The sequence below is a fragment of the Umezawaea sp. genome, from assembly GCF_057122925.1.
Genome location: NZ_DBNGPQ010000096.1, coordinates 1 through 14,650 on the forward strand (window position 1 = coordinate 1; position 14,650 = coordinate 14,650).

12 protein-coding genes are annotated in these 14,650 nt (G+C 73.8%); 5 read left to right on the plus strand and 7 right to left on the minus strand.

From position 1 onward, the window contains the following. From AC156L_RS21815 to AC156L_RS21825, 3 genes are all read left to right on the plus strand, one after another. On the plus strand, window positions 1-4,980 hold a 4,980-nt coding region (locus AC156L_RS21815), incomplete at its 5' end, for an amino acid adenylation domain-containing protein (protein WP_484407211.1). Beyond that, window positions 4,977-6,212, plus strand: coding sequence for an MFS transporter (locus AC156L_RS21820; protein ID WP_330874819.1), 1,236 nt, complete (start codon window positions 4,977-4,979; stop codon window positions 6,210-6,212). The genes AC156L_RS21815 and AC156L_RS21820, both read left to right, overlap by 4 nt. A 503-nt stretch (window positions 6,213-6,715) precedes the next feature. Next, a complete protein-coding gene (locus AC156L_RS21825; protein WP_330874820.1) occupies window positions 6,716-7,849 on the plus strand; it encodes a hypothetical protein in 1,134 nt (377 codons plus the stop codon). 41 nt (window positions 7,850-7,890) lie between these two features. Here AC156L_RS21825 and AC156L_RS21830 read toward each other — a convergent pair whose 3' ends face one another. Continuing rightward, window positions 7,891-8,520 carry a TetR/AcrR family transcriptional regulator gene (locus AC156L_RS21830; protein ID WP_330874821.1) on the minus strand — a complete coding sequence of 210 codons (630 nt, stop codon included), beginning with the start codon at window positions 8,518-8,520 and terminating at the stop codon, window positions 7,891-7,893. A gap of 81 nt (window positions 8,521-8,601) precedes the next feature. On the opposite strand from AC156L_RS21830, the gene AC156L_RS21835 reads away from it, so the two are divergent. Further along, window positions 8,602-8,970: a DUF1330 domain-containing protein gene (locus AC156L_RS21835; RefSeq protein ID WP_330874822.1), complete on the plus strand. Its 369-nt coding sequence runs from the start codon at window positions 8,602-8,604 to the stop codon at window positions 8,968-8,970. Continuing rightward, complete coding sequence (locus AC156L_RS21840) at window positions 8,967-9,827, plus strand: alpha/beta fold hydrolase (RefSeq protein ID WP_330874823.1); 861 nt, start codon at window positions 8,967-8,969, stop codon at window positions 9,825-9,827. Before AC156L_RS21835 ends, AC156L_RS21840 begins: the two co-directional genes overlap by 4 nt. Here AC156L_RS21840 and AC156L_RS21845 read toward each other — a convergent pair. The 6 genes from AC156L_RS21845 to AC156L_RS21870 form a co-directional block, all read right to left on the minus strand. Next, window positions 9,748-9,963, minus strand: coding sequence for a hypothetical protein (locus AC156L_RS21845; RefSeq protein WP_330874824.1), 216 nt, complete (start codon window positions 9,961-9,963; stop codon window positions 9,748-9,750). The genes AC156L_RS21840 and AC156L_RS21845 overlap by 80 nt on opposite strands. An 87-nt stretch (window positions 9,964-10,050) precedes the next feature. Next, window positions 10,051-11,022, minus strand: coding sequence for a zinc-binding alcohol dehydrogenase family protein (locus AC156L_RS21850; protein WP_330874932.1), 972 nt, complete (start codon window positions 11,020-11,022; stop codon window positions 10,051-10,053). 14 nt (window positions 11,023-11,036) lie between these two features. After that, window positions 11,037-12,047, minus strand: coding sequence for a 4-hydroxy-2-oxovalerate aldolase (dmpG, locus tag AC156L_RS21855; protein WP_330874825.1), 1,011 nt, complete (start codon window positions 12,045-12,047; stop codon window positions 11,037-11,039). Further along, the gene (locus AC156L_RS21860; protein ID WP_330874826.1) at window positions 12,044-12,961 is read right to left on the minus strand and encodes an acetaldehyde dehydrogenase (acetylating); all 918 of its coding nucleotides are present in this window, start codon (window positions 12,959-12,961) and stop codon (window positions 12,044-12,046) included. Before AC156L_RS21860 ends, dmpG begins: the two co-directional genes overlap by 4 nt. After that, window positions 12,958-13,737, minus strand: coding sequence for a 2-keto-4-pentenoate hydratase (locus tag AC156L_RS21865; RefSeq protein WP_330874933.1), 780 nt, complete (start codon window positions 13,735-13,737; stop codon window positions 12,958-12,960). Before AC156L_RS21865 ends, AC156L_RS21860 begins: the two co-directional genes overlap by 4 nt. Next, window positions 13,737-14,648 (minus strand): catechol 2,3-dioxygenase, encoded by a 912-nt coding sequence (locus tag AC156L_RS21870; protein WP_330874827.1) that lies wholly within the window; start codon window positions 14,646-14,648, stop codon window positions 13,737-13,739. Before AC156L_RS21870 ends, AC156L_RS21865 begins: the two co-directional genes overlap by 1 nt. Between the last annotated feature and the right edge of the window lie 2 nt (window positions 14,649-14,650).

Here is a 14,650-nt window from a genome sequence, read left to right on the forward strand (position 1 = left end):
GGCCGGACCGACGACCAGGTCAAGATCCGCGGCTTCCGCATCGAGCCGGGTGAGGTGGAGGCGACCCTGCTCCGCCACCCCGACGTCCGCGAAGCCGTGGTCGTCGCCCGGCAGGACGACGGCCACCGGCGGCTGGTCGCCTACGTCGTGCCCGCCGCGACGACGGACCTGCGGTCGTGGCTGGCCGAGCGGCTGCCGGACTACCTGGTGCCGTCGGCGTTCGTCGGACTGGACGCCCTTCCGGTCACCTCCAACGGGAAGGTCGACCGCAGGGCCCTGCCCGCACCCGACCTGGCGGCCGACGCCGCGACCTACCGCGCTCCGCGCACACCGGTCGAGCACCGGGTCTGCCGCATCTGGGCGGACGTGCTCGGGGTGCCGCGCGTCGGGCTCGACGACAACTTCTTCGAGCTGGGCGGCGACTCCATCCTCAGCATCCGGGTCGTGTCCCGGCTGCGCGCCGAACTGGACGCCCCCGTGTCGCCGCGGGTGCTGTTCAGCTCGCCCACGGTCGCCCGGCTGGTCGAGGCCGTCGCCGCCGAGACCGGCGCGGGCGAGGACGTGATCCCGCGCGTTCCCCGTGGCGGTGTCCTGCCGCTGTCGTTCGCCCAGCAGCGGCTGTGGTTCCTCGACCAGTTCGAGCCGGGGAGCACCGACTACCTGTCGCCGTCGCTGCTGCGGCTGCGCGGCGCCCTCGACGTCGAGGCGCTGCGCACGGCCCTGACCCTTCTGGTGGCGCGGCACGAGTCGCTGCGCACCACGTTCGACGCCGTGGAGGGGCACGGGGTCCAGGTCGTCAACCCGCCGCACGACGTCGAGCTGCCGGTGCTGGACGTGGCGGGGGGCGAGGACGGGCTGGCGGAGGCGCTGGAACGGGAGAGCACCCGGCCGTTCGACCTCGGCCGCGGTCCGCTGCTGCGCCCGCTGCTGCTGCGCGTCGCCGCCGACGACCACGTGCTCCTCCTGCTGGCGCACCACATCATCACCGACGGCTGGTCCAACGGCGTGCTGACCAGCGAGCTGAACGCGCTGTACCGCGCGCTGCGGGCGGGCGAGGACCCGACGCTGCCCGAACTGCCGGTGCAGTACGCGGACTTCGCCGTGTGGCAGCGGGAACGGCTGACCGGACCGCTGCTCGACGAGCAGCTCTCGTACTGGCGGGACCGCCTCACCGGCGTTCCGCCGCTGGAGCTGCCGACCGACCGGCCCCGGCCCGCGGAGCGCACCAACCACGGCGCGATCCACGTGTTCACCGTTCCCGCCGAGGTCGCGCGCGGGCTCAAGACCCTGGCCCGGCAGCAGGACGGCACCCTGTTCATGGCGCTGGTCGCCGCGTGCCAGGTGTTGTTCGCCCGCTGGTCGCGGCAGGACGACGTCGCGGTGGGCACCGTGGCCTCCGGCCGGGAACGCGCCGACCTGGCCGGTCTGGTCGGGTTCTTCGTCAACACCCTGGTCCTGCGGTCCACCGTGGACGGCGACCGCACGTTCCGCGAGTTCCTCGCCGACGTGCGGGCCACCGCCCTGGACGCGTTCGCGCACCAGGACGTGCCGTTCGAGCGCGTGGTGGACGAGCTGCGACCCGAGCGCGACACCAGCCGCACCCCGCTGTTCCAGGCGATGGTGGTCCTCCAGAACACCCCGGAACCCGCACCGGACCTGCCCGGCCTGAGCGTCGAGGACCTGCCGCTGCCGGTGGTGGCGTCCAACTTCGACCTCACCGTGGAGTTCCAGGAGACCGAGGACGCCCTGCACGGAGCGGTCAACTACAACACCGACCTGTTCGACGCCGCGACGGTCGAGCGGATGGCCGGACACCTCGGCGTCCTGCTCGGCGGCGTGGTCGCCGATCCCGACCGGCCGCTCGCCGACCTGCCGCTGATGGACGCCGACGAGCGGCGGCACGTGCTGCACGCGTGGAACGACAGCGCCCACGCCGTGCCGGACGCCACCCTGCCGGCGTTGGTCGAGGCACAGGTGGCGCGGACGCCGGACGCCGTCGCGCTGGTGGACGGCGACGAATCCCTGACCTACGCGGACCTCAACGCCCGCGCCAACCACGCGGCGCACGCGCTGATCGCGCGCGGCGTCGGCCCCGGCCGCTACGTCGCCATCTCCCTCCCGCGCTCCGCCGACCTGGTCGTTGCGGTGCTCGCGGTCCTCAAGTCGGGCGCCGCGTACGTGCCGGTCGAGCCGGACCAGCCCGAGGACCGGGTCGCGTTCGTGCTCGACGACGCCCGCCCGGTCCTGGTGCTGGACGACCCGGAACCGCTGCGCGCCACCGACGGCCGCTCGGCCGAGAACCCCGGTGACCACGACCGGACCGGACCGCTGACCCCGCACGACCCGGCGTACGTGATCTACACCTCCGGGTCCACCGGCCGCCCCAAGGGCGTGGTGGTCGAACACCGGTCGGTGGTCAACTACCTCGCGTGGGCCTGCGAGGTCTACCCCGGTCTGCGGGGCTCGGCGGTCCTGCACTCGCCGGTCTCGTTCGACCTCACCGTCACCACCCTGCTGGGTCCGCTGCTGGTCGGCGGCCGGATCGCGGTCGACGACCTGGACGAGGACGCCGCACCGGCGGAGCGGGCCGCGTTCCTCAAGGCCACCCCCAGCCACCTGACCCTGCTGGGCACCGTCTCCCCGGACCTCTCGCCGACCTCCGACCTGGTCGTCGGCGGGGAGCAGCTGCTCGGCGCGGCGGTGGACGAGTGGCGGCGGGCCAACCCCACCGCCACGGTGATCAACGAGTACGGCCCCACCGAGACGACCGTGGGCTGCATGGAGCAGCGGATCGAACCCGGAGCGCCGCTGGACCCCGGACCCGTGCCGATCGGCCACCCGGCCTGGAACACCCGCCTCTACGTCGTGGACGCCCAGCTGCGCCCGGTGCCCGTCGGGGTGCCCGGCGAACTGTGCATCGCCGGGAGCGGGCTGGCCAGGGGGTACCTCAACCGGCCCGGCCTGACGGCGGCGCTGTTCGTCGCCTGCCCGTTCGGTGCGCCGGGGGAGCGGATGTACCGCTCCGGCGACCTGGTCCGCAGGCTCGGCGACGGCCGGATCGAGTACCTCGGCCGGATCGACGACCAGGTCAAGATCCGCGGGCACCGCGTCGAACCGGGCGAGGTCGAGTCCGCGCTGCTCCGGCACCCCTCGGTGACCGAGGCCGCCGTGGTGGCCAGGGACACCGGCCAGGGCCACGCCCGCCTGGTCGCCTACGTCGTCACCGACGAGCACCAGCGGGCCGCCGACCTGCGCGCGTTCCTCGGCGAGCACCTGCCCGCGTACATGGTGCCCTCGGCGTTCGTGCCGCTGCCCGCGCTGCCGGTGACGGCCAACGGCAAGCTCGACCGGGCAGCGCTGCCCGCTCCCGAGCCGACCGCGGAGGACGGGGCGGGCCACGTGCCGCCGCGAACCCCCGTGGAGGAGGCGCTCGCGGAGATCTGGGCGAGCGTGCTGGGCGCCGACCGCGTGGGCGTCCGGGACAACTTCTTCGAGCTGGGCGGCGACTCCATCCTCGTCATCCAGGTCGTCTCCCGCGCCCGGAAGGCGGGCCTCGCCCTGACCACCAAGAACCTGTTCCGCAACCAGACCATCGAGGCGCTCGCGCCGGTCGTGACCGAGGTCGAGACCGGACCCGCCGACACTGCGGAGGTCGTCGGCGACGTTCCGCTCACCCCGATCCAGCGGTGGTTCTTCGAGACCCGCGCGGTCGCCCCGCACCACTTCAACCAGTCGATGCTGCTGGAGCTGACCACCGACCTGGACGAGGGTGCGCTCGACCGCGCGCTGACCGCCGTGCTCGCCCACCACGACGCGCTGCGGCTGCGCTTCGCACACGTCGACGGCGAGTGGCGCCAGCACAACGCCCCGGTCGAGCCGGGTGGCGTGCTGGAGCGGCACGACCTCACCCCGATCGCGGAACCGGAGCGGCAGGCGCACCTGGTGAAGATCGCCGACGAGGTGCACGCGGGCTTCGACCTCGCCACCGGTCCGCTGCTGCGGGCCGTGCTGTTCCACGCCGACGACAGGCCGTCGCCGCTGCTGTTCCTCGCCGCCCACCACCTCGTCGTGGACGGCGTGTCGTGGCGGATCCTGCTCGACGACCTCGACACCGCGTACCGGCAGGCCGCTCGCGGCGAGGACGTGGAGCTGGGCGCCAAGTCGACGTCGTTCCGCGAGTGGGCGGAGAAGCTCGACCGGCACGCCGCCGGGGGAGCGCTGGACCACGAGCTGGACCACTGGGCGGCGGCGCTCGACGCGGCGCCCCTGCCCGTGGACCACGAGCGGCCGACACCGGGAACGCCCGCGGCGACGGTGCACGTGGTGCTGGGGGCGGAGGACACCGACGCCCTCCTGCACGACGCCCCCACCGCCTACCGCACGCGGGTCAACGACGTCCTGCTCGCCGCGCTGGCCCGTGCCCTGTCCCGGTTCACCGGGCGGCCGACCGTGTCGCTCGACATGGAGGGCCACGGCCGCGAGGACGTCCTCGGCGCCGACCTGTCCCGCACGGTCGGCTGGTTCACCACCCTCTACCCGGTCGGGCTCACCGTGCCCGACCAGGAGCGGCCCGCGTGGCGCGACCTGGTCAAGGCGGTCCGGAGGCAGCTGCGCACCGTTCCCGGCAACGGGTTCGGGTTCGGGGCGCTGCGCCACCTCGGACCGCCGGAGGCGCGGCGGCGACTGGCCGGACCGGGACCGCAGGTGGTGTTCAACTACCTCGGCCAGTCGGGCAGCACCGCGGAGCACGCCGACGGCGGGCTGTACCGGGACGTGCTCGACCCCGTCGGGCAGGACGGCGACCCGACGGACCGGGGACCGCACCTCCTGGAGGTCGTCGGCGGTGTCGCCGCCGGGGAACTCCGCTTCACCTGGTACTACCAGCCGGACCGGCACGAGGAGGCCACCGTGCGGCGGGTCGCGGAGGACTTCCTCGACGCGCTGCGCGGCATCGCCGCGGACTGCCGGGGCGACCGGTGACCGGGTCGCTGTCGCGCAACCGCGACTACCGGCTGCTGTGGGTCGGGCAGGCGCTGTCCGAGGCGGGCGCCAGCGCGTCCATGATCGCGCTCCCGCTGCTGGTGCTCACGCTGACCGACTCCGCGGCGGCGTCCGGCCTCGTGCTGGGCGTCGCCGCGGCGGCCCAGCTCGTCGTCGGTCTGCCCGCCGGAGCGCTGGTCGACCGGTGGAACCGCAGGACGGTGATGCTGGTCTGCGAAGCGGTGCAGGCGGTGGCCGTGGGCTGCCTCGTGGCGGGCCTGTGGTGGGGCGTCGCGGGCGTGGAGCACGTCGTGGCGGTCGTCGTCGTGCTCGGTGTCTGCCGCGCGCTGTCCGAGCCCGCGGAGGAGGCCGCGCTGCCCGCCATCGTGCCCGAGCGGCAGCTCTCGGACGCGGTGGCCATGAACGCGGCGCGCGGCTACCTCGGCCAGCTCTCGGGCACCGCGCTCGGCGGGCTGCTGTTCGGGTTCGGCCGCTGGCTGCCGTTCGCGGTGGAGGCGGTGACGCACGTGGCGACGTTCGTGTCGCTGCTGTTCATCCGGATCCCCGCCCGCGAGCGGGAACCCGCGCCGGTGAGCCGTTTCCACCGAGAGGTCGGCGAGGGGCTGCGGTGGGTGTGGACGCAGCCCGTCGTGCGGGTGGTGGCGTTCTGCGCGGTGGGCCTCAACCTGTTCTTCCAGGCGTTCTACCTGCTGATGATCGCCATCGCCCACCAGCGGGGCGTGTCCGCGGGCGAGATCGGCGTCATGGGCGCCATGCTCGGCGCGGGCGGCATCCTGGGCGCGCTCGTGGCGCCCCGCCTGCACCGCGCGCTCCGGCCGCACCTGTCGATCGTCGTGGTCTTCTGGGTGATCACCGCTCTCATCCCGCTGGCTCTGGTCGTGGACCCCGGCATCCCGACGGGCGTGCTGTTCGCGGCGGCGGCGTTCCTGGCCCCGACGGCGAACACCACCATCACGACCTACCAGCTGCTGCTCACGCCGGACGAGCTGCGCGGCAGGCTGAGCAGCGTCATGGGCGTGGCGCTCGGCGTCGCCGCCATCGCGGGACCCGCGGTGGGCGGTGCGCTGGTGGAGTGGCTGACGCCGACGCAGGCGATCCTGACGTGCGCGGCGGGCACGGCGGTGTTGACGGTGTTCGCCACCCTGAACCCGACGTTGCGCAGGTTCTCGCGCGAGGAGCCCGCGGCCGCCGTTGCGGAGTCGGAGGTGTAGCGGCGATCGGGTGACATCGTCGTGCGGGGGTTGGCCGGACCGTCGGGAGGGTAGCCGGACTCGTGGCCGTGACCGAGGACGCAGGCCCACGCGGGTGCTGGAACCGGCGAGGTGGTCCGGTCCGACGGTGCCCGGTGGGGCGAACTGGTGCGCGAGGAGTGCCCGCGCCACCGCTGTCGGACGCCGAGGACCGCGGAGAAGGTGGTCGGTCACCCGGTCGCCGGGTGTTCGGCAGCTCGCACCTGACCGGTGGTTTCGCGGGCAGGCGCGGTACGCGCGGGTCCGGTCGGAGACCGGACGTCCGCACGCGCCGCGCCAGGCGATCACGTCGCGCCGCGGCGGCGTGGCCTCGGTGATCGGCGGCCTGCTCGACGAGGCGGAGCGCGGTTTCGAGATGGTCGAGAACAAGCAGGAGGACCGCGAGAGGGTCGTCCTCACACCCTGACGGCCCGGCGACCGCACGCGACGTCGCCGGGCGGCCGCTGACGAGCGAGGTGGACCCCGTGCACGAACCAGACCTGATAGCCGTAGGAGTGCTGTCCGACGAAGGACTGCCGGAGCAGGTGATCACGATGATCGCCGACGAGCTGCCCGGCATCCTCGCCACCGGGGTGGACGGGCGGACGCGGTGGCGGGTGGAGCACGAGGTGGTCCAGCTCCCGCTGGACGAAGACGGTGACATCCCGATGCGCGCGCTGTCGCGGCAGCGGCGGCAGGACCGGGGCTGGGACCTGCTGGTCCTGGTCACCGATCTGCCCCGCCGCGCGGGAACGCGACCGGTCGCCGCCAGCGTCGACGTCGACCACGGTGTCGCGATGATCTCGCTGCCCGCGCTCGGGGCCGTCCTGGTGCGGCGGCGGGCGCGGGCGTTGCTGGTCCGAGTGGTGCGGCAGCTGGTGTCGCGACGGCTCGGGATCGACGGAGACCACGACGGACGGGGGGCGGCGGCGAGGTTGCGCGAGGCGCTGGCCCCCACGGAGCGGCTGCCCGATGACCGCGAGTCGTCGGCGACGCACGTCGCCCTGGTCGGACTGCGCGGCAGGCTGCGGCTGCTGGCCGGGATGGTGCGGGACAACCGACCGTGGCGGCTGGTCCCGCACCTGGCGGGCGCCACGGCGGCCGCGGCCGGGACCGCCGCCTACGGCATCATCACCAGTTCGTTCTGGAAGCTGGCGGACGCGCTGCCCCCGCTGCGGCTGGCCGCGATCACGGTGGTCACCATCCTGATCATGACGGTCTGGCTGACGGTGTACAACCACCTCTGGGACCGGCCTTCCGAGGCTGGCGAGCGACGCAAGGCGCTGCTGTACAACGTCTCCACGGCGACCACGCTGGCGATCGGCGTGGCGTTCATGTACGCGATCCTGTTCGTGCTGGCGCTGCTCGCCGCGGGCGTCCTGATCGACAGCGGCTACTTCGCCCAAACCCTGGGCCACCCGGTCGGTGTCGGTTCGTACCTGAACCTGGTGTGGCTGTGCAGTTCGGTCGGCATCGTCGCCGGTGCGCTCGGGTCGAGCCTGGAGGACGAGGAAACCGTCCGCAACGCGACCTACGGCCGCCGCGAGCGGGAACGCCGGGAACGACACCGGCGCCAGCGGGGACACCGGAGGTCCGAGGACGGCAACCAGGGCAGCTGACGGTCGTCACCCAGCCGCGTCGGACGTGGCGGCGGGTCCCCTCACCGTCGGGTCGGGTCCTCGGTGGACAGTGCGCGGCGCCAGTGGTCCGCGACGGTGCGGCGCAGTCGTTCGGTGTTCACGGCGTCGCCGTCGAGCAGGCGTTGCAGACCGATGCCCCGCAGCTGTCCGACGATCGCGACGGCGACGTCGTCCGGGTCGGCCTCGGGGCGGACCGTGCCCGCCGCGATCCCGGCGGCGACGTCGGCGCGGAGGTCGCTCCGGAAGGCCTCGTCGCGCCGGCGGAAGGTCTCGGTGAGTTCCGGCGCGGTGGACGCCTCGGCCCACAGCACCAGGAACGCCCTGTTGGTCACGCCCACCTCGGCGAGCTTGCCCACGTAGCCGTCGACCAGCGCCAGCAGGCGGTCCAGACCCGGCTCGCGGCCGTCCATGCCCGGCACGAAGCCGCTCTGCGTGGCTAGGGCGAGCGCCTCGACCAGGGCCTGCTTCGACCCGAAGTGGTGGTTGACGATCCCGCGGCTGTACCCGGCGCGTTCGCCGACCCCGGCGAGGGTGAGCGAGCGCAGGCCGGACTCGACCACGAGTTCCGCGGCGGCGGTGATCAGCGCGGACTCGGTCCGCTCGCGGCGTTCCCGCTGGGTCAGCCTTCCGGTGCTGCTGTCGACGGTCATGGCACCAGTGTAGGGCACTAACTTGCGTGTTGGTTGACAAGTATGTGAGGCTGGCGCTCCCTGGAGACCCGAGGAGAACCCGTGAACGACCTGACCGACCACGCCCTGGACGTCCTGCTCGCCGAGGACCCCGGCGGCCCCGTGGTGATGCTCAACCTGCTGCGCTTCCAGCCCGACGGCGGGCGCGAGACCTACCAGCGCTACATCGAGGCGGTGGCCGCGGGCATGGGCGCGAAGTACGGCCTGTCGGTGGACTACCTGGGCGAGTGCGGCCCGGCCCTGGTGGCCGAGGAGGGCCAGGCGTGGGACGCGGTGGCCCTGGTGCGCTACCCGAGCAGGCGGGCGTTCGTCGAGATGGCGCGCGACCCCGAGTACCTCGCGGTCGCCCACCTGCGCGACGAGGCGCTGGTGGAGTCCGTGCTCCAGGCGACGGTTCCGCGGGAGGGGTGAGCGTGGCGCACGCGGTGTTCGTGCACGGCAACCCCGAGACGGCCGCGGTGTGGGGGCCGCTGCTGGCGGAACTCGGCCGGGACGACGTGACGTGCCTGTCGCCACCGGGGTTCGGCGCACCGCTGCCGGACGGGTTCGGCGCGACGGCGGGGGAGTACCACCGCTGGCTGGTCGGTGAACTGGAGGCGTTCGCGGGTCCGGTCGACCTCGTCGGGCACGACCTGGGCGGCGGTCACGTGGTCCGGGTCGCCATGAGCCGTCCGGACCTGCTGCGCAGCTGGGCCAGCGACGCGATCGGGCTGTTCCACCCCGACTACACCTGGCACTACCTGGCCCGGCTCTGGCAGACGGCCGGGGTGGGCGAGGTGGACGTGGCGCGGCGGTTCGGCGCGTCCGCGGCCGACCGGGTGGCGACGCTCGTCGGCCGGGGCATCAGCCGCGCCGTGGCGGAGCGGATCGCGCCCGAGCAGGACGCGGCGATGGGACGCGCCGTCCTGGCGCACCACCGCTCCTCCGCCCAGCCCGCGATGGCCGACCTCGGCCGGACCCTGCCCGCCGCGGCGGCACGGCCGGGGCTCGCCGTGCTGGCCGGTGCCGACACCCTGGGCGGCACGGACGGCCAGCGCCGCGCGGCGGCGGCGCTGGCCGGGGCCGAGGTGGGGGTCCTCGACGGGCTAGGGCACTGGTGGATGGTCCAGGACCCGGCCCGCGCCGCCGAGGTGCTGACCTCGTTCTGGGCGTCGGTGCCGGACCGGCGGTCGACCGCCGACGGCTCGACTACCGGCCGCGCAGCCTCGGCGACACCAGGCCCGCGGTGCCGAGGGCGATCACCAGCACACCCAGTACGAGGGAGATGACGGGCAGCACGGCCGCCTCACCCGCCGAGACCATCCGCACGGTCGTGCTGACGGTCACGATGACCCCCACGAGCAGGCTGAGCCAGCAGGCGCGGGCGCTGGTGGGGACGACGTGCCACCGGGAACCGCCGTTCACGAGTACCTCCCTGGAGCGATGACCACTGCTCCCGGCGAGTTGCCGCCCGCGCCGCCGCCGAAACCCGACTCGTCTCGAATGGACCGACTACCGGGTCGTGACCACGATCTTCCCGGTCGCCTCGCCCGCCTCCATCCTGGTGTGGGCCTCCACGATCCGGTCGAACGGGTACACCCGGTCGACCGGGACGACGGCGCTGCCGTCGGCGACGGCGTCCAGGAACTCCTGGAGGACCTCGGCAGGCAGGTCGCTCGCGTCGCCGCCGTACGCGCTGAGCCGCACACCCCGCGGCAGGTAGCCGATGGGGTAGAAGTCCGGCACCGTCCACTCGTTCGACAGCATCCCGGCGAAGCACACGACCCCGCCCACCCGCGTCGCGCGCAGCGTGTCCGGGAGGGTGGGCGTGCCGACGAGTTCCAGGGCGGTGTCGACGCCCTCCGGCAGCACCGCGCGGACCTGCGCGGCGACGTCGCCGTCGTCGAGGAGCACGTGGTCCACGCCGAGGTCGGTCAGCGCCCGAGCCTTGGCGGGGTTCCTGGTCGTGGCGAACACGGTCATGGCGCGCCGCTGGGCGAGCACTGCCACGGCCATGCCGACCGACGACGTGCCGCCCCTGACCAGGATGGACTGTCCATCCCGGACGCCGAGGCCGACGGTCATCGAGCCGTGGGCTGTCTGGAGCATCTCCGGCACCGCCCCGAGCGTCGACCACGGCAGGTCGCTGCGGAACCGGAGCACCTGCGTCGCGGGCACGCACGTGTACTCGGCGTACCCGCCGTCGAACGTGCGGCCCATGCCGCCCATCATCGCGAACACCTGCGCGCCCACCGGGAACTCGCCGCCGGGGCAGCGCTCCACCACGCCCGCCGCCTCGATGCCGAGCACGCGGGGGAACGTGACGCCCTCCGCGAGACCGAGCCTGGTGTGCAGTTCGGACCGGTTGAGGCCGAACGCCTCGACCCTGATGAGGACCTGACCGGGTTCCGGTTCGGGGACCGGGAGTTCCCGGACGGCCAGCGCCTCCGGCGGGCCGGGGGCGTCGAGCACGATCGCGCGCATGGTGCGGTGTCCGTTCATCGTGGGGACGTGGACATGCCCAGTGCGATGTCCACGATCATGTCCTCCTGGCCGCCGACCAGGCCGCGCCTGCCGACCTCCACCAGGAGTGCGCGGGTGTCGACGCCGTGGAGCAGCGCCGCCGCCTCCGCGTGCCGCAGGAACGAGCCGTAGACGCCGGCGTACCCGAGGGTGAGGGTCTCGCGGTCGACCCGCACCGGGCGGTCCTGGAGCGGGCGCACCAGGTCGTCCGCCGCGTCCTGCAACGCGAACAGGTCGCAGCCGTGCCGCCAGCCGTGCAGGTCGGCGACCGCGACGAACGCCTCGACCGGGCAGTTGCCCGCGCCTGCCCCCTGCCCGGCCAGCGAGGCGTCCACGCGGAACGCGCCCTCCCGCACCGCCACCACGGAGTTCGCCACCGACAGCGACAGGTTCTCGTGCGCGTGGATGCCGATCTCCGTCTCGGGGCGCAGCACCTCGCGGTAGGCGCGCACCCGGTCGCGGACCCCGTCCATCGTCAGGCGGCCACCGGAGTCCGTGACGTACACGCAGTGCGCGCCGTAGGACTCCATCAGCCTCGCCTGCTCCGCGAGCTCCGGCGCGGAGGTCAGGTGGCTCATCATCAGGAACCCCGCCACGTCCATGCCGAGTTCGCGCGCGGTCGCGATGTGCTGCGCGGAGATGTCGGCCTCCGTGCAGTGCGTCGCCACCCTCACCGACCGGACGCCGAGCGCGTGCGCCTCCCGCAGGTGCGCCACCGTGCCGATCCCCGGCAGCAGCAGCGTGGTCAGCCTGGCGCGCCGGACGTTCGCCGCCGCGGCCTCGATCCACTCCAGGTCGCCGTGGCTGCCCGGCCCGTAGGTGAGGCTGCTCCCGCCGAGGCCGTCGCCGTGCGACACCTCGATGCCGTCGACCCCGGCGGCGTCCAGCGCCGCCGCGACCCGCCCGACCACGTCCGGGTCCATCCGGTGCCGCACGGCGTGCATCCCGTCCCGCAGCGTCACGTCCTGCACGAAGACCCCGGTCACGACGCCGCCATCCGCTCGGCCACCCGCAGCGCCGCCGACGTCATGATGTCGAGGTTGCCCGCGTAGGCGGGGAGGTGGTGGGCGGCACCCTCGACCTCCAGGAACACCGTCACCTGGTGGGTCGCCCGCGCCCCGCCGGTCAGCGTGCGCACGGGCTGCCCGTCCGGGACCGGGGTGATCTGCACCGGCCGCGTGAGCCGGTACCCCGGCACGTACGCGGCGACCCGCTCGACCATGGCGCCGACCGCGGCGCGCACCACGTCGTGCGCGCTCGGGTCGGGGGCGTCCACCAGGCACAGCACCGTGTCCCGCATCATCGGCGGCGGCTGCGCGGGTGTGAGGACGATGATCGCCTTGCCGCGCGCGGCCCCGCCGACGGCCTCGATCGCGCGCGCGGTGGTCTCGGTGAACTCGTCGATGTTCGCGCGGGTGCCGGGTCCGGCCGACCGCGACGCGATCGAGGCGACGATCTCCGCGTACGGCACGGGGACCACCCCGGACACGGCGGCGACCACCGGGATGGTGGCCTGGCCCCCGCACGTCACCATGTTCACGTCGACCGCGTCGAGGTGCTGCTCCAGGTTGACCGACGGGACCACGAACGGGCCGAGGGCGGCGGGCGTGAGGTCCACCATCCTCTTGCCGTGCGGTGCGAGCAGCCGGGCGTTGGTGCGGTGCGCCTCGGCGGAGGTCGCGTCGAACACGATCCCGATGTCGGCGAACCCGTCCACGGCCAGCAGCCCCTCGACGCCGCGGTGGGTGGTCGCGACCCCCATCCGCGCGGCGCGGGCGAGACCCTCCGACGCGGCGTCGATGCCGACCACCACCCCCACGTCGAGGGTCTTCGACAGCCGGGTCACCTTCACCACGAGGTCGGTGCCGATGTTGCCCGAGCCGATGACGGCCACCTTCATGCCCGGTCCTCCCGCGTCGTGAACGAGGCGCTGACGTCGCCGAGACCGGTCAGGTGCGCCCGGAAGGCGTCGCCGCCGCGGACGGCGACCATCGGACCCAGCGCTCCCGACAGCACCACCTGCCCGCCGAGCAGCGGCGACCCGGTCTCGCAGGCCGTCACCGCCAGCCACCGCAGCGCCGCCAGCGGATCGCCGAGGCAGTCGGCACCGGTGCCCCGCGAGACCACCTCGCCGCCCCGCGTCATGACCATGCGCGTGGCGACCGGGTCGAACTCGGCGAGCGGGACCTTGGCGCGACCGAGGACGAAGAGCCCGCTGGACGCGTTGTCCGCGATCGTGTCGCCGAGCGTGATGTCCCACCCGGCGATCCGGCTGTCCACGACCTCCAGCGCGGGCGAGGCGTAGGCGACGACCCCGGCGAGGTCCACGTCCGGGTCGTCCACGTCGTCCGACAGCACGAACGCGACCTCGGCCTCGATCCGGGGTTGCAGCAGCAGGTCCAGGGGGATCGGCCAGTCCTCGGTCATCGCCATGTCGTCGAGGAGGACCCCGAAGTCGGGGCTGTCCACGCCGAGCTGCGTCCGCACGGCCTCGGACGTCAGACCGATCTTGCGGCCCACCACCGCCGCCCCCGCTGAGCACCGGGCGGCGGTCACCAGGCGCTGCACCTCGTAGGCGGTGACGACGTCGGCCGCGCCGATCAGGTCGCGCACCGGGGCGCACGGCACCCGGTCGCGGTGCGCGCCGAGGAGCAGGTCGGCCGCCAGCCGCTCCATCACGTCACGACCTCCAGGAACGCCTGGTCGATCTCGCGGTGGGTGTGGTTGATGCCGCGCGCCGCCTGGTCCATCGTCCAGGTGATCGGCCGGAAGTCCGGCCCGGTGCGGTAACCGCCGGAGAAGACCTCGTTGCGGTTGCCGGACGGGTCGAAGAAGTAGATCGTCCCGCCGCGGGTGATGCCGTGCCGGGTGGGCCCGAAGTCGATCGGCACGTCGTCCATCGACATCACGTCGCCCGCCCGCAGCAGCGCGCTCCAGTCGTCTACCTCGTAGGCGAAGTGGTGCAGCTTCCCGTTGGCGCCCTTGACGAACGCGATGTCGTGCGGCTGGTCGCCGCAGTACATCCACGACCCGACCAGGTCGGAGTCCTCGTCGCCCGCCACCAGCCGCTCGGCGGGCCGGAACCCCAGCGCCTCCTGGAAGAACCGCTCCAGCAGCGCCGGGTCCTCGGTGGTGATGAGCGCGTGGTTGATCCGCGGCACCCCGATCCCGCGCAGCCCCCGCGGCCACGGGTCGGGGTTGAGCTTGCCGACCTTCGTGCCCAGGTGCTCGACCTCGGAGTAGAGCTCCAGCACGTGGTCGGACGGCAGCGTGACGCGCAGCCCGTCGCCCACGCCCGCGTTGTCCCCCTCGGACATCCGCTCGCAGGTGGCGCCGAACGCGCGCACCCGGTCCTCGACCGCGTCGAGCGTGCCGTCGCCGGTGACCTTGTAGCCGAACTTGACCAGGCCGACACCGCCCTCCTCCAGGACGACCGAGTGGTGGTCGTCCTCGTCCCACGACTTGAGGTAGACCCGGCCGCCCTCCTCGTGCACGACGTCCATCCCGAGCGTCTCCCGGTAGTGCCGCCGCGCCTGCGCCAGATCCGTGACGCGCACGTGCACGTACCCCAACCTGATGACCGCCATGG